Here is a 19090-nt window from a genome sequence, read left to right as displayed (position 1 = left end):
ACACCGCCCGTCCGTGGGTCGACGCTGTCCTTCGGGACAGGCGCGGCGAAGCTCGACTCGGCGAGTCGAGGAGGCCGCCCGTCCGGGGTCACGGTCGATGCTGTCCTTCGGGACAGGCGCGGAGAAGCTCGACCAGGCGGTCGGTCGAGGACGCTGCCCGGCGATCAGGCCGGGTCTTCGTGGCCGACGGCCTCGGCGCCCCAGTCGTGGCCGACCAGCCAGGTGACCACGAGCAGGCCCGTCAACAGCGGGAGGATCGCGCCGGCCGAGCCGCCCCAATCGGGCCCCCACAGCGTCCACAGGCCGAGGCTCGCGGCCAGGGCCGCCGCCGCCAGACCATCCGAGAGGCCGGGGCGCGCGGCGTTGCGGCGTTGCAGCGCCATGATTCGGTCGAGCGCGACGAGCCGCTCGGTCCGCGCCACGAAGGCGAGGTCGGGGGTCGCTCCGGCGGGGCCAGGTCGTCGGCGAGCAGCTTGTCGAACTCTTCGTCGGTCATCGCGGCTCCTTCGCTTGCGCCTCCAGCAGCGCGCGTGCGTTGCGTTTCGCCCGGGCGGCGATGCTCTTCAGCGTCCCGAGCCGCAGCTCGAGCATCGCCGCCGCTTCTTCGTGCGTCCAGCCCTGGCCGTCGCACAGCACCAGCGCGGCGCGCTCGACCGGCTCGAGGCGGGCCAGCACCGCGGTCATGTCGAGGCGCGCCGCGTGGCCCGGCTCCGCGGCCTCGTCGGCGAGCAGCGCCGCGCCGTCGCGCTTGCGCGTCTCGGACGCGTGGCGGCGTCGCTCGTCGAGGAACAGGCGCCAGCCGATGCGGAACAGCCACGCCGCGTAGCTGCCGCGGCCGTCGAACTGCCCCGCGCGCCGCCACGCCTGTAAGAAGCAGTCCTGCGCGAGGTCGTCGCTGCGTCCGGGTCCGGCGACGCGCGTGAGGAAGTCGCGGAGCCGGCGCTCGTGACGAGTCACCAGCTGCGAGAACGCCTGCGAGTCGCCCGCGGCCGCGCGGCGGTTCAACGCTGGATCGTCCTCAACCATCCCGGACGACATCCCGCGGGCCGCGCCGCGAGCCTGCACGGCCGCGGAGGGCCAGCACGACGCCCACGAACAGCGGGAACAGGGCGACCCCGGCCGCGAGGCGGAGCGCAGACGGATCTGCCTGCAACCAGCCGAAGCCGACGCAGGCCGCGGCCACCGCGATCAGCATCGCCCCGTTGCGGTTGTCGAGCGCGTCGCGCTCGGCCTGGGTGCGCCCGCCGAACAGCCGGCCGAGGAGCTCCGGATCGGCGACGGCGCCGGTCGTGAAGGCGCGCCGCAACGTGTGGTGAAGCATCGCCAGGCGGGCGAAGCGGAGCCCGTGGATGAACGCGACCAGCAAGGCGATGGTGCCGATCAGTGCGCCTGCGAAGTGAGGGTCCAGCATGTCGTTCCTCGTCCGTCTCCTCGAGAGTGACGAAAGCCGCGGCGTCCTGGATGAGCTCGCGGTCGATTTTTCGCGGGCGACAAATCATGGGCCGCTCGTCATCCGCGGAGCAGGCGGGGTCCGTCATGGCTGCGAGCGCCGGCTGCGCGCCGGGGCTCGAGGATGCACGCCATGAACCCACGATTTCGCCGCTTCACCGTCAGTCTGACCCTCCTGGCCGCCGCCTGTCCTGCAGGGGCGCCGACGCAGCCGCCGCTCGAGGTCGGCGGGCGCCTCGACCTCGACGGCATGGACCCGAGCGTGGCGCCGGGCGACGACTTCTACCGCTACGCCAACGGCGCCTGGGAGGCGCGCACGCCGATCCCCGCGGATCGGCCCTCGTTCGGCACCACGCAGCAGATGCAGGACGACGCGTCCGAGCGCGTGCGGGCGATCGTCGAGGAGGCAGCGCGCACGCCCGGGTCGAAGCTCGGCGACCTCTACGCGAGCTTCGTCGACGAGGCGACGGTGGCGCGGCGCGGCATCACCCCGGTCGCGCCGTGGTTGCGGGCGATCGGGTCGGCGGCGGACCACGACGCGCTGGCCGTCGAGACCGCGCGGCTGGCCCGCTTCGACGTCGGCGGGCTGTTCGGTGTCAGCGTCGAGACGGACGACCGCGAACCCGGACGACACATGTTGGTCCTGCGCCAGGCCGGGCTCGGTCTGCCCAATCGCGGATTCTATGAGCACACCGATTCGACGATGAATGCGATTCGCTCCGACTATTGTGAATACATGGAAAAAATGCTGACGCTCGCGGGCGAGGCCGACGCCGCCGAGCGTGCGGCCGCGGTGCTCGCTTTCGAGACCGCGCTGGCCCGGGCCCACTGGTCCGTCAGCGATTCACGCGACGCGGTGCGCACCTACAATAGAAGCACACCGGCGGAGCTCGAGCGGCTCGCGCCGGGCTTTCCCTGGCGACGCGCCCTGGCGGCGATGGGGTTCGCGGAGCCGTCGAGCCTCGTCGTCGCCCAGCCGAGCGCCCTGGCCGGCGAGGCTCAGGTCTATCGCCATACTCCGCTGCCCGTGTTGCAGGATTACGCGCGGCTGCGCGTGCTCACCAGCTATTCGCGGTACCTCTCGCCGCCCTTTGAAAACGCGCGATTCGCCTTCTACGGCCGGGCGCTCGCCGGGACGCCCGAGCCGCTGCCTCGCTGGCGCCGCGGCGTGTCCCTGGTCGGCGCGGTGCTGCGCGACCTGGTCGGCCAGGCCTACGTCGCCCGTCACTTTCCGCCCGAGGCGGAGGCGCAGGCGCGTGAGCTCGTCGCCGACCTGATCGCGGCCCTCGACGACCGCCTGGCCCGCGCGGCCTGGATGACGCCGCAGACCCGCGAGCGGGCGCGGGCGAAGCTGGCGCGGACCCGGATCCAGCTCGGATATCCCTCAAAATGGATCGATTACGCAGGCCTCGAGATCGTGCGCGACGATCTGGTCGGCAACCTCGCGCGCGCCAGCGCGTTCCAGTTCGAGCGGATGGTCGCGCGCCTGGGCGCCCCGACGGATCCCGCCGAATGGCTGGCGCCCGTCACGGTCCCCAACGCCTACGCCAGCGCGAGCGTCAACGAGATCATCCTTCCGGCGGCCGTATTGCAGCCGCCGCTGTTCGATCCATCCGCTGACCCGGCACTCAACTACGCCGGCATCGGCGCCACCATCGGCCACGAGCTCAGCCACCTGTTCGACGACCAGGGCCGCAAGTACGACGCCGACGGGCGGCTCGGCGACTGGTGGACTGCCGAAGACGAGCGCGGCTTCCACGGCCGCGAGGCGGCGCTCGTGGCCCAGTACGACGATTACGAGCCGCTCCCGGGTCAGCGCGTCCAGGGCTCGCTCACGGTGGGGGAGAACATCGCCGACCTGGCCGGTCTGGGATTGGCGCTGGCGGCCTATCGTCGCTCGCGCGCCGGCGCCCGCGACACTTTTAAGAAACTTCACGCCCGAGCAGCGGTTCTTCCTCGGCTGGGCGCGCGTGGCGGACGAAGTACCGCGATCACGCGCTGCGGGCCCAGCTGCTGTCCGACGCTCACGCTCCCGCCCGCGAGCGCTCGTGGACCGTGCGCAACCTCGACGCCTGGTACACCGCGTTCGACGTGCGGCCGGGGGACCGCCTCTATCTCCCGCCGTCGCAGCGCGTGTCCTTCTGGGGCACGGATTGACGCGACTCGCTGCGGGCCGGGATTCGCAGCGAACGGCGATGTGCGGATGGATCGTCAGAACGGCGAGCGTGACGAGGTTGAAGCGGAGGAGCCCGCGCGGAGAGACGCGCAGCGCTATCCGAGGGGCATCTCGACGGCGAGCGCTGCGAGATCAGCGGGTCAGCAGCACGACGAGCGCGGTGATGATCAACACGCCGAGGCCGATGTTGAAGAACATGAGCCCGCGCGGCGACAGCCACGGCTTGTCGGCGGGCGGCGGGGTGGCGGGGGCCGGCGTCGCGGCGCCGGCCGGGCGTTGCGTTCGCATCGCGCGGGCCTGGTCGCCGGAGTTCGACACCACCCGGGTCGACTCGTCCCGGGGCGTGGTGCGAGGCTGGATGTCCTTCGGGTCATGTAGCGCGAGGGTCGACTCGGCCGGTCGCGCGCCGCCCTGGTCGAGGACGACCGTCGACTCGGGGCGCATCTCGGTCGGCGCTCGGCCCATCATTCGCGGCAGCGCCCGGGTCCGCTCCTCTCCGTCGGGATCTTCGGATGTGTCCTCGGGGACAGGTTGTTTCGAGCGCGGCCGCAATGTCGGCATCGCGGTCGTCGCCGCGTCCTCGTGCGCGCCCGGATCGGGGAGGGCCATGGTCGACTCGGCGGGTCGGCGACCGTCGCGCTCGGTGGTGGTCCAGGCGGCGGGAAGACCTGACCTTTCGGACAGCCCGTCGTCGTGAGCCAGGGCCATGGTCGTCTCGGGGGCCGTGGGGCGCCGGCCGTCGCGCGCGGTGGTGGTCCAGTCGGCGGGGAGCGCTGGCTGTCGGGACGGATCGTCAGACTCGGCCTGTAGCCGGGTCTTGTCCGAAGGGCGCCGGCGCTCGGCGATCGTCGTGCCTGGCCGCGAGGACATGTCGCCGGACAGCGGCAGGGCGACGGTCGACTCGGCTGGCGGACGACCTGTCTTATGGGTCGCCTGGGTCCGGCGACCTGGCTTCTCGGACAGCTCACCGGAAAGCGGCAACGCGACGGTCGCCTCGCGCGGGGGGACGGGCGCTGGAAGTCGCGCTCGGTGGTGGTCCACTCGGCGGGCAGGTCCTGCGGCGCAGGCACGGTGTTGGGCGCGGGCCGCGTCCTGGCGGCCTTCGGCGCGGCCTGTCGGGGGTCGCGTTCGTCCGCACCTGACCTTCGGGACACCCGCGCGGGCTCGCGCAGCTCCATGGTCGGCTCGGGGCTCGCGGGACGGCGAGCGTCTCGCTCGGTGCTCGGTTCGGGCGTGACGATCCGGCCGGTGTCGAGCTGCTGCAGTGATTCGCGGGCCGGCTTGCTCGCCTTCGGCGGCTGCGCCGGGATCGGTCGGTCGGCGCCGGAGCCGAGCAGCTCCGGTTCGTCCGCGGCGGGCGGCGAATCGGCGGTGGCCGGCGCGACCGGTGCCACGAATGCGGCGTCTCGGTTCGGCCCGCGGGCGGGCGGCTCGGGCGCGGCAGCAGGCGGCTTCGGCCGGGCCACCGGGATCCGCAATGTGCGTGGTCGGGTCGGCGACGGGTGCCGGCTCGTCCGCCGGTTCCGCGGTGGCCGCATTGTCGCCGGCGTTCGCCCGCGGGGCCATGCCGCCGACCGATTGGCGGACCAGGGTCAATGCGCGCAGGAACTCGCGGGCGTTGGCGTGGCGCTCCTCCGGCCGCCGCGCCAGCGCCCGCGTCAGCAGCGGCCGGGCCTGGGCCGGCAGCCCGGCGGTCGACAGGTCGGGCGTCGATTGCAGCGCCTTGTGAGCCGCCTTGAACGCGGAGGGGGCGGTGAATGGATGGACCCCGGTGGTCGCCTCGAATAGCAGCACCGCGAGCGTGAACACGTCGGAGCGGGCGTCGCCGGCCTGGCCTTCGATCTGCTCCGGCGCGCGGTAATCGACGAACGCGCCGCCGGGGCGCGGGGCCACCGGCGAGACGGCGATCTCGGCGATTCCGAGGTCCAGGAGCCGCACCTGCGAGCTCTCGGTGATCCGCACGTTGCCGGGTTTGAGCGCGCGGTGCGCGAGGCCTGTGGCCTCGTGGACGGCCGCGAGCGCGTCCGCGCAGGTGCTCACGACCTCCGCGGCCCGCGACCATTGCAGCGGGCCGCCGCTGGCCCGCAACGTGTCGAGGTCGGCGCCCGCCACCCACTCGCCGACGGCGAAGCGCGGTCCGCCGGCGACGACAGGCGTCTGGGGCAGCACGACCGCGGGGTGACTCACCGCCGCGGCGCTGCGGAGGGCCTCGCCGTAGCGACGGAACGCCTCCGACGAGACCGCGGCGGGGTCGAACAGTTTGAGCGCGCAGGTCTGACGGCGTTCTCGGTCCCAGGCGAGGAACACCTGGCCGAGGCTGCCGCCGCCGGCGGGCCCGCGCAGCTCCCAGCGCTCGCCGAGCACGTCTCCGACCTTGGCTCTCGCCTCGCTGGCGTCCGTCACGACCGGCCGAGCATCCACGGATCTCCGCGGGCGATCAACCGCATATGACATGACCGAAGTCGCGCGAGCGTCGCAGCCGTAATGGGGCGTTTTTGTCTCAGGGCCGCCGAGCCTTGTCGGGGCCGATCGCATGTAGTAGCTTTTCGGACTCGTTCGAGCGCTCATGACGGAAAGTGGCAGCAGCGCCCTGCTGGGCAATCGATCGATGTTCACATTCACCGTGGACGGCTGCGGCGAGGAGCTGCGGGTGGTCCGCTTCAGCGGCGAGGAGGCCGTCTCCTCGCTGTTCGGGTTCCGCTTCGAGCTGGCCTCGGTGACGGTCCCGCTCGACGACCTGGTCGGCCACGCCGCGGTGCTGACGATCCAGGGCCGCGAGGCGCCGCGGTACATCCACGGCCTGGTGTGCGACGCGCGTTACATCGGCGAATCGTCGAGCTACACCCTCCACGAGGTCACGCTGGTGCCGGAGATCTGGACGCTCCAGCAGCGCGCGGGCAGCCGGATCTTCCAGGGCCAATCGACGCCCGAGATCGTCGCCAAGGTGCTGGAGACGGCCGGCATCCCGCGCGCCGGGGTGCGGACGCAGCTGCACGGGACGTACGCCCCGCGCGACTACTGCGTACAATACCGTGAGACCGACCTCGACTTCATCAGTCGGCTGATGGAAGCCGACGGCATCTATTATTTCTTCGAGCACCACGAGGACAAGCACGTCCTCGTGATCACCGACCAGGCCGACGGCGGGGCGCCGATCGCCGAGGATCCGGCGCTCGGGTTCAACGCGACCCGCGAGCGCGAGCGACTGCTGCGATTCACCCTCGGCGAGAGCATCCGCCCGCAGCGGGTCTCGCTGCGCGACCGCAACCTGCACACCCCCGCCGAGGAGGTCGAGGCCGAGGAGGGGCAGGGCGACGCGCGCGAGCTCTACGACTACCCCGGCGGCTTCCAGGTCGGCGGCCGCGGCGGCCCGGAGACGGCCGGCAAGCAGGCCCGCATGCGCCTCGAGGCGGTCCAGGCGACCCGCCGCTCGGGCAGCGGCGAGAGCGACAGCCCGCGCCTCGCGCCCGGCTATTTCTTCAACGTGGCCGACGAGTCGCATCCTCATCTCGAGGGCGAGTATCGCCTGATCCGCGTGGCCCACCGCGGCGAGCAGCCGCAGGTGCTCGACGAGGGCGCGACCGGCGAATTCTCGTACACCAACCGCTTCGATTGCACCGCGGCCGAGCTGCCGTATCGCGCGCCGCGGCGGACGGTCAAGCCGACGGTGCACGGGGTGCAGACCGCGACGGTGGTCGGCCCCGGGAGCGAGGAGATCCACGTCGACGAGCACGGCCGCGTGAAGGTGCAGTTCCACTGGGACCGCCGCAGCGCGTACGACGACGGCAGCTCGTGCTGGGTGCGCGTCAGCCAGATGTGGGCGGGCAACGGCTTCGGCGCGATGTTCCTGCCGCGGATCGGCCACGAGGTGATCGTCGACTTCATCGAGGGCGACCCGGACCGGCCGATCATCACCGGGCGGATCTACACCGGCGTCAATACGCCGCCGTATCCGCTGCCCGACCAGAAGACGAAGAGCACGATCAAGTCCGAATCAAGCCCCGGCGGCGGCGGCTCCAACGAGCTGCGCTTCGAGGACGCGAAGGGCAGCGAGGAGATCTTCCTCCACGGCCAGAAGGACTGGAACATCGTCATCGAGCACGACAAGACGCAGTCGGTCGGCAACGACGAGGCGCGCTCGGTCGGTCACGACAGCGGCGTGTCCGTCGGTCACGACGAGACGATCGAGGTCGGCAACGATCGCAAGATCACGGTCGGCAAGATGCACGTCGAGCGGATCGGCGCCAACATGTCGATCGGCGTCGGCTCGAACCTCACCGAGACCGTCGGCGCCAGCGCGACCTTCACCGTCGCGGCCGACCAGACCGAGTCGATCGGCGCCAACAAGGCCGAGACCGTCGGCATCGCCAGCACCCTGGCCGTCGGCGCCGCCTATGCGGTGACCGTCGGCGGAGCGATGACGGAGAACGTCGGCCTCGCCAAGTCCGAGACGGTGGGCCTGGCCCGCGCGGTCAGCGTCGGCGGCAGCAGCTCCGAGAGCGTCGGCGGGGCCAAGAGCGTCAGCGCGGCCGACAACATCACCGAGAGCGCCGGCAAGAACATCGCGCTGCAGGCCGGCAAGCACGTCAACGTCACCGCCGGCGAGAACCTCAACCTCGCGGCCGGCAAGAAGGCCGCGGTCGTCGCCGCCGATCAGCTGTCGATCCAGTGCGGCAACGCCACGGTCGTGCTCAAGAAGAACGGCGACATCACGATCCAGGCCAAGAAGCTCAGCATCAAGGCCACCGGCGAGGTCACCGTCAAGGGCTCGAAGATCAAGCTCAACTGAGCCGCCGCGCGCTCGTGTTCCACGGGCCCGCGTGGCGTGTTCCACGGCCATCCCCGGCCTTTTCCCACTCCCGTCTCTCTCACGCCTGAGCTGTCCGCCACCGAGGAGCAAGTCATGGCCGCGCGCCGCCCCGCATCGTCCCGCGTCGTCCCGATCGTCCCGCCGACCCCGGCGCCGGCGTTGCCTGCGGTGATCCTCGGCTGGCTCACCGCCGCCGAGCCGCCGCTGGTCGACTTCCCCGGCAATCCGGCCGGGCCGGTGCCGGCGCGGTTTTTGGTCGAGCTCGACGAGCGCGGATTGGCGAACGCGGTGAAGACACGGCAGCCGGCCGCGCTGATGTTCGAGGGCGGCGACCCGTCACGCCCGCTGATCGTCGGCCTGGTGCAGGCGCCGGGCTCGGCCCGCGAGGCCCGCGTCGACGGCAAGCGCGTGGTCCTCACCGGCACGGAGGAGGTCGAGCTGCGCTGCGGCGAGGCCAGCATCTCGCTCAAGAAGGACGGCAAGCTGGTGATCCGCGGCGCCTACGTCGAGACCCGCGCGAAGGGCACGAATCGCATCAAGGGCGGTTCGGTGCAGATCAACTGATGACGACGCGCGAGGGCGACGACGAGCCGCTGTGGGACGTGCTCGAGGAGCACCTGGACGAGGCCGAGTTCCTGTGGGAATCGTGGGAGCAGAGCCTGGTCGCCCCCAATTATACGCTCGAGGAGGTCGCGGCCGGGGTCGAATCGCGGCTGCTGGCGCACCTCGACGGTCTGGTGATCGGCGGGGCGGCGGCGGCCGAGCGATTGTTGGTACCGGCGCTCGAGTCCGATGAATCGGCGCGGGTCAGCGCGGCCGCGGCGGCGCTGCTGCTCGGGGCCGGTGATTCGGCGCTGGGGACCTTGTTCGCGGTGTTGCAGGATTTGCCCGAGCAGCGGCCGGCGCTGGTGCGCGCGTTCGCGTGCGTCGATCACCCCGGGCTGCTGGCGCGGCTGCGGGCAGGGCTGGCCGACGTCGACGAGGCGCTGGTGGCATCGTGCGCCGAGGCGCTGGTGTTCCGCCACGAGCCGCTGGGCGAGGCGCTGTCGGTGCTGCTCGCCAGCGACGACCCGACAGTGCGCAGCCTGGGCCTGCGGGCGCTGCCCGGCGAGGGCGAGGGCTCGGTGCGGGCGATCCAGGCCGCGCTCGGCGACGAGGAGCCGCTGGTGGTCGACGCCGCGATCGCGGCCGGTCTGGTGCTGGCGCCGGCGCCGACGTGGACCCGCGTGCGCGCGCGAGCCGAGGAGCCCGGCGGCGGATCGGCGCTGGTGCTTTGGCGCTGCGCGACGCGGCCGGCGATCGTGCGGCGGTGCAGGCGGCGCTCAGTGATGCGTCGCGGCGGGCTGCCGCCATCTACGCGCTCGGCCACGTGGGCGCGCCGGAGCTGGTCGACGCGTGCCTCGAGTGGCTCGACGACGCGGCGTGCGGGCCGCTGATCGGCGAGATGATGCAGGTGCTGACGGGCATCGATCTCGACGACGCGGGCCTGACCGTGACCGTCGAGGACGAGGCGCTCGAGCACACTCCCGAGCACGACCTGCCGCGGCCCGATCCGCTGCCGACGATGCAGTGGTGGCTGCGCCAGCGCCCGCGCTTCGAGGACGGGGTGCGCTATCTGCATGGGAAAATTCGCGGTCGCGCCGAGGTGATCGAGGCGCTGACGAGCGGGCCGATGCGCCGGCGGCCTGCCCTGTTGCAGGACCTGCAGCTCCGGGCGCCGCGCGGGGTGCTGCTGCGCCTGCAGACGCGCGCGCTGACGAGCCGACAGCTGGCCGAGCTGGCCGAGCTCCGCCGCGCGCTAGCGAGCAGGTGAGGGCCAGCGGTGGGCCGAGCCGTCGTGGACCGCCGAGGCTCGGCCGAGACGAGCTCTAAAAACACAAATGGCCCTTCGGACAGGTCCGAAGGGCCATGGCTCAAGAGCCAGTCAGTGGCTCAGAGGCTCTTCTTGGCGAACTCGATCGCCTGGATGATCGTCCACTGGTCGTCCTTGCCCTTGCCGGCCAGCTCGTCGCCGGCGGGCGGGGCCTGGATGCCCTCGGAGTGCCAGCGGATGATGCCGTCCTCGTCGAGCAGCACGATGGCCGGGGCCTGGCGGAGGTACTGCTGGTAGGTCGTCGCGCCCTCGAGGCCGAGCTCGCGCGAGGCCTGGTACTCGGTCGCGTTGGGGAAGCGGTAGGTCGGCAGCGGGCCCTTGTCGGGCAGGCCGTTGGTCTTCTCCCAGTCGCGCAGGCCGGAGTCGTTCATCGGCCGCACGCGCGGGGTGCCGTCGCCGAGGTTGTTCGACGGGAAGGTGATGTGCGTGAACATGATGTCCACGCCGGAGTTCTGCAGGTCGTCGCGGGCCATCTGCAGCACGCGCAGCATGTTGGCGGCCTGGGCCTGCTCCTCGCGGGTCGCCCAGTCCCAGAACAGGATCAGGCGCTTCTTGCCGGCCATCTGGCGGCCGTCGGTGGAGCCGCCGTCCATGTTCATCAGCATGATCATGAGGCTGGCGTGGCCGAACAGGTTGCGGCGGGCCCACTGGGGCGCCTTGTCGAGGTCGGCGGCGCCGACCGACCAGAACGGCGGGGCCTCCTTGATCGGCGGGAGCTTGTCGCTCGGGTTGGCGACGATCTCGACGTCGACGACCTGGCCGCCCTTCTTCTGCACCTTGAGCTTGACCGGCTGGCCCGTGGCGATCTGGCTGACCCGCAGGTCCTTGGCCGAGGTCACCTTCTGGCCGTTCAGCTCGAGCACCAGGTCGCCGCGGCTGAGCTGGTCGCAGCCCTTGTCGCAGCCGAGGACGTAGGTGATGTACACGCCGCCGGGCTTGAGCTGCTCGCTCGTGACCTCGATGGTCGGAGGGGCCGAGCCGGCGCCGTCACACGCGGCGATGGCCGACAGGGCCAGTGTGGAGGCGAAGCCGAGGGGGACGAGACGGTGAACGAGACCGCGGAGCATCGCCGCGGACTTTAGAGCGGGGCCCCGCGAGCGTCAAATCCGGGCGACGTGCGTAAAGAGCGCGGTCCGAAACTCGCGGGCCGGCGGGGCGCTGGGGGCCTGCGGGCGTCGCGGCCGGCGTCTCGTCGTGAAGCTCGCTTCACAGACCCAGGCGGAAGCGGACGCTGACGGAGAACGACCAGAAGTGGGGCAAGCCCTTGCGGAGGTTGGTGCCGGCGTCGAGCGCCGCGCCCTCGATGATCGACAGCGGCGCCACCCCGGACAGCTCGGGGTGGCTGACCCCGGTGATGACGTAGAACGCGTAGTGATAGGCGAACTCGCCGGTGACGGCGATGTTGGGGTGGACGAAGGCGCCGCCGCCGACGCGGAACGGGGCGACGAAGCCGTGGAAGTCCATGCGGGTGGGGCCGCCGGTGGTCTCGTAGCGGTTGCGCCACAGCTGGTAGTGGATGCCGGTGCCGATATAGGCGACGCCGCGGCCCTTGCGGAGGAAGTGGATCCGCAGGGCCGGGCCGGCGCTGACGGCCCGCGCCTTGGCGCTGTTGACGATCAGCTGGTTGAAGTCGACGTCGACCTCGGTGCCGAGCCGCTCCGACAGCGCCTGCTCGAGGCGCGCCGGGTCGATGCCGTACAGCGCCACGGCGTTCTTGCCCTCGATGTCGCGCGGGCGCAGCGTGCCCCACTGGGCCTCGATGCCGATGTCCAGGATGCCGAGCAGGTTGCCGCCGACGAAGCCGCCGAGCAGGGCGCCGGGGCGCTCGCCGTGGCCGTTGCTGCCGGCGCAGAACTGCCGCGTGCAGCCGAGCGTGCCGAACCGCGGCTCGACGATGAGGCCGGCGTGGCGCCACTTCTTCGGCTGCTTGCGCCGCGCCCGGGCCGCCTCCTCCTCGATGTCCTCCTGCGACTTCGGCGGCTCGGCCGGCTTGTCGCTCTTGGCCTCGGCGCCGGTCGGGTCGGCGCCCTCGATCATCGGCGCCCGCGTGTCCGCCGGGCCCGCCTTCGGGCCCTCGGGCTGCAGCGGGTCGCCGGCGGGCGAGCTGCCCGAAGAGACAGGTGGCGGCGGGGTCGGCACCGGGCTCGAAGCGGGCGGCGAAGCGGGCGCGGCCGGCGGGGGCACCGAATCGGCGGGCGGCTCGGGCGCGGCGACCGGCGGCGCGGGCGGGGTGGGCGCCGGGGTCGGCCGCGCCGTGGGGCGCATGACCGGGGGCCCGGGGGCGGGCTTCACCGGGGCGGGCGCAGTCGTGGTGGGCGGCGTCGACGGGGCGGGGCTGGTCGGCGGGACGTTCTGCGGGCTCGTGTCGGGCAGCATCGGCGGGGGGCCGATGTCGGGCAGCTTGGGCGGCGGACCGACCGAGGGGGCCGCGGCGGCCTCGGCCGGCGCCAGGGTCCACGCGAGCGCCAGCGCGCCGAAACAGACCAGAGACAACGCGGCGCGACGAGCAGAGAGCATCACGGACCTCAGTACGATGCGTGACGGGCCCGGTGATTACAAGCCGAGTCCGACGCCGGTAGGTGTGCGGAGGCGTCGTTCGCGAGGGCGACCATGCGTGACGGATCCGGATGCGCGCGCTCCCGAGTTCCTGGCCCAAGGGACAGCTTCGACTCGCGCCCTGCGGCGAGCTGCTTTCTTTGCCGCGGCGATTGTGCGATAACGCGCGGGCCCTCGCGTTCTGGCGACGGATTCGATCCAGGTCGCCACCCTCGGTTATGCTAGCGCCGGTCCCGTCGCTCCCGCTGCTCCCGCCCTATGGACCCGTCGTCCCACTCGCACGAGCCGGCCCCCGGTGAATCCTCGGGAGTCATCAAGATCCCCAGCCTCGCGCAGGAGGCGGACCCCGCGTCGCGCAGCGGCACCGGCTTCGCCAAGGTCGTCGAGCCCGACGACCCCGACGACCTGGTCGATCGCGTGCTCGGCAACTACCGCCTTGTGCGGCCGCTCGGCGGGCGCGGCCTGACGTCGGTGTACGAGGCCCGGGCGGCGGCCGGCGGCGACCGCCGCTTCGCGGTGAAGATCCTGCGCAACGCCAACTTCAACCGCGGCGCGCTCGATGTCGTGCAGCGGCGCTTCGTCCAGGAGGCGCGCGTCGCTTCGCGCCTGCACCACCCGCACATCGGCGACGTGGTCGACTTCGGGACCGAGGCCGGGCTGGCCTACATCGTCATGGAGTACCTCGAGGGCGAGAGCCTGCGCGAGACCTTGAGCCGCCACGGGCCGCTGCCGTGGACGCGCGTGCTGCCGATGTTCCTGCACATCTGCGACGCGCTCGAGGCGGCCCACGCGCAAGGAGTGATCCACCGCGACCTCAAGCCGAGCAACGTCTACCGCGTGCGTCACGCCTCCAGCGACGACTACGTCAAGGTGGTCGACTTCGGGCTCGCGCGGATCGTCGACGAAGATTTGCCCGAGGGCCTGCTGGCCGGCGGCGTGCTCCTGTCCACCCCGGAGTACATGGCGCCGGAGCTGATCCGCGGGGCCAAGCCCGACCCGCGCGTCGACATCTACGCCGTCGGCGTCCTCCTCTACGAGCTGCTCACCGGCTCGTGTCCGTTCAAGAGCGGCAAGCAGACGACCGTGCTGGCGATGCAGCTGCTCGACACGCCGATCCCGCCGCGGCGCGTCGCGCCCGACGCCAACATCCCCGGCGTGGTCGAGCGCGTGATCCTCAAGGCCCTGAGCAAGGCCCCCGAGGAGCGCTATCAAAACATCATGGAACTGCGCCTCGCTCTGCTCGACGACACCCGCATCGGCCGCACCGAAGCCGCCGCCATCCGCACCAAGGCGCTGTCCGGCCCGTCCCGCAGCGCCGCCAGCACGTCCGGGGCCGTCAAAGAGAGCAGCGTCGGCGTGACCATCATCCTCGCGCTGATCGCCGCGGGCCTCATCGCCTGGGTGTTCGCCGGGACGCCGGGCCTCGAGTTCCTCACCGGCGCCCCGCCGCCGGGCCCCGCGCCGGTCGTCGCGCCGGCCGCGGCCGTGCTCCCGCCCGACGCTCAGCCCCCGGCGGCGACCGACCCGCGCGTGCTCGAGACCACGCCGCCCGCACCGACGCAGGACCCGCAGATCGAGGCCGAGCCCGACGAGCCGCCGCCCGAGCCGGAGCCGCCGGTCGCCCTGCCGACCACGCCGCCCGAGCCGTCGCCGCCGAGCGACCCCGAGCCGACCGCGATCAAGGCTGCCCGAACGACCAGGTCCTCCGAGACAGGCGCGAAGGAGCCCGTCAACTACGACATCGTCGACGACCCCAACGAGGCGACGGTCGTCACCGAGGCGCAGATCGACGAGCTGCTCAAGCCCTACCGCCCGGCCGCGGCCCAGTGCGGCCGCCAGCACGGGGTCGAGATCGACGCCACGGTGACCTTCAAGTTCGTGCTGACGAAGGACGGCCGCCTGACCCAGATCAAGCCGGTCGGCCGCGCCGCCTCCGACCCCGCGGCGGTGTGCATGATCGACCTGATCCGCGACGCCCGCCTGCCGGTGCCGGCCGGCAGCAGCTTCAAACACGCGTTCTTCGACTACAGCTTCCGCGTGTACTGAGCGGGCGGATCGGCCTGTCTCACGGGACATGTCGAACGACGCGTGGCGCTCTTCGACCGCAGTGTCCGTGTTACCGAGGCCGCGGAGATAGCTGTCCCCCGGGACAGGTTGATGGCCGCGTGACTCTCGCGGCCGCGCCTCAGTCCTCGAGCTCGCCGTCCTCGAAGCAGTAGAGGCGCCGCGCCTTGTCACAGAGCGAGCTGAGCGCGCTCGTCCACTGCCGCTCGTCTCGCCAGAGCTGCCAGTCGGGGCCCATCTCGAGCTCCAAAGCGTTGAGCCCCGAGCGGGCGGCGAACCCCAGGCCGTCGGAGGTCCAGCCGTCGCAGTGGTCGACGGCGCTGAACGGCTCGCCGAACGGTGCGGTGTTGGTCCACACGAGCTGCTCCGTCACGTGCATCCCGGTCTCGGTGAGCGCGATCCCGGTGCGCGGGCCCTGCTCGATCAGCTCCGTGAAGTCCGCGGCGATCATCCGCCCGTTGGGAAGCACGTAGGGCGCGCCCTGCAGATCGACCTGCTCGAAGCGGCTCAGCGGCGAGTCGAGGCCGTCGCTCAGCCAGGCGCGAAAGGTCAGCGCGTTCCCCAGGGCGGCCGCGGTCGCCAGGTTGCGGCAGCGGAGGTCGGCGCCGGGCAGCCCGCCCAGGGCGCCGTCGTAGGTCGCGCTGCTGAGGAACACCAGGCGACCCTGCCAGCGGCACGTGAGGCTGCAAGGCACCATGTCTTCGAGCCCCATCCCGGTGCCGTTGAGGAGGCCGAGGTCGCACTCCTCGAAGCCCTCGTCGAGCTGGCCGTCGCTGCAGCGCGGCGCCCAGGTGCAGTCGGGGCGGCAGCCGCCGTACTCGCCGACGTTGCCCGGGCCGAAGTCGCAGTCCTCGGCGCCGATCCACAACAGCCCGTCGCCGCAGGTCGCCGGGTCGCACTGCAGGGTGCAGGCGCCGTTGTTGGAGTTGTCCGTCCCGAGGTCGCAGTCCTCGCCGAGGTCGAGGTGGCCGTCGCCGCACGCAGGGCCCTCGCTGCCGGTCGTCGGGTCGGTGGTGCTGCCGGTCGACGTCGTGGTCGGGTCGACCGGCATCGTCGTCCCCGACGTGGCGGGCGGCGGCGGTTCGCCGGAGCTCGAGGTCCCGGTCGTCGACGACGAGGTCGCGCCGGCGCCCGGCTCGTGGGTGGGCAGACAGGCCGCGGCGAGCGGCAGTGCCAGACCCAGGGCGGTGCGGATCTGCATGAATCAGGCCCCCTCGAAGCAATAGAGGCGCAGCTGCTCGATGCAGCTGGTCGGGTTGAACTGGGGATCGGGTTCGTAGGTCCAGCGGCCGTCGAGCACGCCGCTGTGGCCGTAGTGGCCCTGGATCGCCGCCAGGTCGTCGATCGTCCAGTCGTCGCAGTGGGTGACGCCCGGAGCGGCGGTGCCGTCGGGCAGGGTGCCGGTCCAGGCGCCGCCGAGGGCGGGCTGGCCGAACTCGTCGACGTCGAAGGAGGCGCTGAGCGTGCCCGACAGGAACTGCTCGAAGTTCTCGGCGATGACCTCGCCGTCGACCCGGCGGTAGCGGCCCATGCCGGGGAACACGCGCTCGCCGGCGCTGGTGGTGGAGTCGCTGAGCCAGGCGCGGTAGCCCTTCCAGTTGGCGCCGAGGCCGGCCTGGTTGGCGAGCTGGCCGCACAGGTTGTCGGCGCCGGTCAGGCCGCCGATGAGGTCGGGCTGGAGCACCATGCTGGTGGCGAAGACCCACCGGTCGCGGAAGCATGCGGCGCAGCCGTCGTCCGGGTCGGCGTTGGCGTCGTCGCACTCCTCGTCGGCGTCGAGGATGCCGTCGCCGCACTCGCCGACCGGGCCGGTGGTGCTGCTGCTGCCCTCGCCGGTGCTGCCGGTGCTCTCGGTGCTGCCGTCGCTGCCCGCCTCGGAGCCGCTCGTCGTGCTCGTGCTCGTCGAGGTCATGAGCGTCGAGCTCTCGCTCGCCGCTTCGCCGCCGCCGGTTGAGCTGGAGCCCGAGCTCGAGCTCGAACTCCCGTCCTCGGGCGGAAAGGGGTAGGTCGTCTTATCGATCCCGGGCGCAGTACACCCGGTGAGGAAGACGAGCGCGATGCAGACGCTGCGCGACACCGCGCCACGGTACCACGACCGGCGCCGGCGCACCAATACGAGGGCCTGCAGCGCGATTCACGCCTGTCGGCAGGCGCCCCCGACCGCGCCGGAATTGCGCGGAGCGGTGGCGCGAGCGATCGGCCGCGCGACGAATCGAGGGCTGTCGATGTTATGACATGTCCTTCGGGACAGCAAAGCATATCGCGCGACGGGGCGACACGCGATCCGCGTGGCGTGTCTTCACGGTCACACGCTCGGCCCTCTGCATGGGGAGGGCCTTTCGGGCGCGCGCTGAAGGTCACGCCGAGTTCGCGCCGATGTGATGCGAAGTGCCCATAAAGTCGGGCCCGATGTCCGACCACGACGATCTGCCCGAGGCCCAACGGAAGCTCGCCCGGCGAGACTTTTGAAGAAACTCGCGGGCGCGACGCTGGTGGCGGTGCCGGCGTGCGCCGACGACGTGATGGCGGGCACCGAGGGGCTGGACGGCAGCAGCACCGGTGACGGCAGCAGCACGACCACGAGCGGCGAGGTGCCGACCACGGGGACGCCGACGACGAGCAGCTCGACGAGCACCGGCGACGCGACGACGACGTCGAGCACGGGCGTCGACTCGACGAGCACCGGCGACCCGACGAGCACGAGCACGGGCGAGCCGGGCGACATGGGCGCGCAGCCGCAGGCGTGCGAGGGCCAGGAGATCGCGTTCGCGCCGGATGCGGTGGCGGAGGACCTGGCGCGCTTCCCCACGGCGGTGATGGCCGGGGCGATGCGCCAGGAGTCGGCGCTGCTGCACGGCCGCAGCGAGACGCCGGACCCGGTGCTGCTGCGCGTGTGGCAGCCCGGCGATGTCGAGGGCACGGTGCGGGTGGTCCGCGAGCTCGAGGTGGCGCCCGACGAGAACGGCTACCTGCGGCAGTTCGTCGACGGCCTGTGCCCGGGGCAGTGGTACCGCTACGGCTTCTTCGGCACGGAGCGCGGCGAGCCGGTCGCGCGCGGGGTGCTCGGCGAGTTCCGCACCGCGATCGCGGACGACGCGATGGAGCCGCTGACCGTGGCGATCTCGTGCTGCAACGGGCTCGACAACTTCCCGTGGCCGGCGCTGCAGCGGACCAGTGACGAGTACTACGACGTGTTCCTCCACCTCGGCGACATGGCCTACAACGACGGCGAGATGTCCCTGGCGGACTACCGCGGCAACTGGCAGGCGTACCTGGCGGTGGCGGACGGTGGCGGGATGGCGCTGGCCTACGCGCGCGCCGGGCTCTATTGCACGCTCGACGACCACGAGGTCACCAACGACTTCAACCCGGAGACGATCGACCCGCAGCGGCTGCAGGACGCGATGACCTCGTACTTCGAGGCGATCCCGGTGACCGACACGCCGATGGGGTTCCGCGTGTGGCAGAGCTTCCGCTGGGGCCTGACGGCGGAGTTCATCGTGCTCGACTGCCGCACCGAGCGGAAGCCGTCGACCGCCAACTCGGCCGACCCGATCTACCTCGGCAAGGAGCAGATGGCCTGGCTCAAGGAGCGGCTGCAGTCGAGCCCGTGCCACTTCAAGGTGATCCTCAACTCGGTGCCGATCACCGACATGCCGACGATCCCGTGGGACTTCGCGGCCAATGACCGCTGGGAGGGCTACCCGGTCCAGCGCCAGGAGCTGCTCGACTTCATCGCCGCCGAGGACATCACCAACGTCTGGTTCCTGTCGGGAGACTTCCACACTTGCTTCATCAGCCACGTCGAGCCCGACGGCGACGGGGTGGTCGCCAGGACGCGCGAGATCGCCGTGACCGGCGGCAACACCAACGTCCTCGGCGACTTCCTCGCCGCCCCACATCTCGTTCGGCTCGTCGAACCCGCACGGTTGCATCATCACGTTCGACCCGTCCGCCGACGAGGTGCTGGTCCGCTTCATCGACGCGGACAGCGGGCAGGACGCGTACAGCGAGACGCTGACCCAAAAATGACACCGGTTACACGTGAACTTCGGGACATGTCCTCCAGCGCGTTCGCGCGCGCAGGAGCCTTGAGGATCCGCACGGCCGCGCGGTGGACGACCAGGCGGCTTTCAGACGCTGATCCGGGACGATGACCCAC

At 71.9% G+C, this 19090-nt stretch carries 14 protein-coding genes and 1 pseudogene; 7 read left to right on the top strand and 8 right to left on the bottom strand.

All coding sequences use genetic code 11. The features are described 5' to 3' along the window. Nucleotides 1-164: 164 nt before the first annotated feature. The 3 genes from OV079_RS35155 to OV079_RS35145 form a co-directional block, all read right to left on the bottom strand. A complete protein-coding gene (locus tag OV079_RS35155; RefSeq protein ID WP_267773782.1) occupies nucleotides 165-422 on the bottom strand; it encodes a hypothetical protein in 258 nt (85 codons plus the stop codon). A 70-nt stretch (nucleotides 423-492) separates the two neighbouring features. Next, the gene (locus OV079_RS35150) at nucleotides 493-1005 is read right to left on the bottom strand and encodes an RNA polymerase sigma factor (RefSeq protein WP_267773781.1); all 513 of its coding nucleotides are present in this window, start codon (nucleotides 1003-1005) and stop codon (nucleotides 493-495) included. 13 nt (nucleotides 1006-1018) lie between these two features. Next, nucleotides 1019-1411 (bottom strand): hypothetical protein, encoded by a 393-nt coding sequence (locus OV079_RS35145; protein WP_267773779.1) that lies wholly within the window; start codon nucleotides 1409-1411, stop codon nucleotides 1019-1021. 162 nt (nucleotides 1412-1573) lie between these two features. Here OV079_RS35145 and OV079_RS35140 point away from each other — a divergent pair. Further along, nucleotides 1574-3301: pseudogene (locus OV079_RS35140) on the top strand (M13 family metallopeptidase); the annotation flags it as partial. A 456-nt stretch (nucleotides 3302-3757) separates the two neighbouring features. Here the strand turns inward: OV079_RS35140 and OV079_RS56480 are convergent. After that, nucleotides 3758-6193: a serine/threonine protein kinase gene (locus OV079_RS56480; RefSeq protein WP_338088971.1), complete on the bottom strand. Its 2436-nt coding sequence runs from the start codon at nucleotides 6191-6193 to the stop codon at nucleotides 3758-3760. A 40-nt stretch (nucleotides 6194-6233) separates the two neighbouring features. Between OV079_RS56480 and OV079_RS35130 the strand changes: the two genes are divergently transcribed. The 4 genes from OV079_RS35130 to OV079_RS35115 all read left to right on the top strand — a co-directional run bounded on the left by OV079_RS35130 (nucleotide 6234) and on the right by OV079_RS35115 (nucleotide 10248). Further along, nucleotides 6234-8414 carry a type VI secretion system Vgr family protein gene (locus OV079_RS35130; RefSeq protein ID WP_267773777.1) on the top strand — a complete coding sequence of 727 codons (2181 nt, stop codon included), beginning with the start codon at nucleotides 6234-6236 and terminating at the stop codon, nucleotides 8412-8414. A gap of 114 nt (nucleotides 8415-8528) precedes the next feature. Further along, nucleotides 8529-8999, top strand: coding sequence for a DUF6484 domain-containing protein (locus OV079_RS35125; RefSeq protein ID WP_267773776.1), 471 nt, complete (start codon nucleotides 8529-8531; stop codon nucleotides 8997-8999). Beyond that, the gene (locus OV079_RS35120) at nucleotides 8999-9871 is read left to right on the top strand and encodes a hypothetical protein (RefSeq protein ID WP_267773774.1); all 873 of its coding nucleotides are present in this window, start codon (nucleotides 8999-9001) and stop codon (nucleotides 9869-9871) included. Before OV079_RS35125 ends, OV079_RS35120 begins: the two co-directional genes overlap by 1 nt. After that, nucleotides 9805-10248 (top strand): hypothetical protein, encoded by a 444-nt coding sequence (locus tag OV079_RS35115; RefSeq protein WP_267773773.1) that lies wholly within the window; start codon nucleotides 9805-9807, stop codon nucleotides 10246-10248. The genes OV079_RS35120 and OV079_RS35115 overlap by 67 nt, the downstream gene beginning before the upstream one ends. Nucleotides 10249-10367: 119 nt before the next feature. Here the strand turns inward: OV079_RS35115 and OV079_RS35110 are convergent, their stop codons facing one another. Then, complete coding sequence (locus OV079_RS35110; RefSeq protein ID WP_267773772.1) at nucleotides 10368-11375, bottom strand: PDZ domain-containing protein; 1008 nt, start codon at nucleotides 11373-11375, stop codon at nucleotides 10368-10370. Between the two features lie 139 nt (nucleotides 11376-11514). After that, the gene (locus OV079_RS35105) at nucleotides 11515-12825 is read right to left on the bottom strand and encodes a hypothetical protein (protein WP_267773771.1); all 1311 of its coding nucleotides are present in this window, start codon (nucleotides 12823-12825) and stop codon (nucleotides 11515-11517) included. Between the two features lie 297 nt (nucleotides 12826-13122). On the opposite strand from OV079_RS35105, the gene OV079_RS35100 reads away from it, so the two are divergent. After that, on the top strand, nucleotides 13123-14910 hold the full coding sequence (locus OV079_RS35100) for a serine/threonine-protein kinase (protein ID WP_267773769.1): 1788 nt from the start codon (nucleotides 13123-13125) through the stop codon (nucleotides 14908-14910). Between the two features lie 139 nt (nucleotides 14911-15049). Here OV079_RS35100 and OV079_RS35095 read toward each other — a convergent pair whose 3' ends face one another. Both OV079_RS35095 and OV079_RS35090 read right to left on the bottom strand, forming a co-directional pair. Further along, a complete protein-coding gene (locus OV079_RS35095) occupies nucleotides 15050-16129 on the bottom strand; it encodes a hypothetical protein (protein ID WP_267773767.1) in 1080 nt (359 codons plus the stop codon). Nucleotides 16130-16132: 3 nt separating this feature from the next. After that, nucleotides 16133-17005, bottom strand: a complete 873-nt coding sequence (locus OV079_RS35090) for a DUF4215 domain-containing protein (RefSeq protein ID WP_267773766.1) — start codon at nucleotides 17003-17005, stop codon at nucleotides 16133-16135. A gap of 388 nt (nucleotides 17006-17393) precedes the next feature. On the opposite strand from OV079_RS35090, the gene OV079_RS35085 reads away from it, so the two are divergent. After that, nucleotides 17394-19085: an alkaline phosphatase D family protein gene (locus OV079_RS35085; RefSeq protein ID WP_267773765.1), complete on the top strand. Its 1692-nt coding sequence runs from the start codon at nucleotides 17394-17396 to the stop codon at nucleotides 19083-19085. Nucleotides 19086-19090 lie beyond the last annotated feature (5 nt).

Source organism: Nannocystis pusilla (assembly GCF_026626665.1).
GTDB lineage: Bacteria > Myxococcota_A > Polyangia > Nannocystales > Nannocystaceae > Nannocystis > Nannocystis pusilla.
Note: the sequence above shows the minus strand (reverse complement) of the source record. Positions and strands in the feature narration are given on the sequence as shown.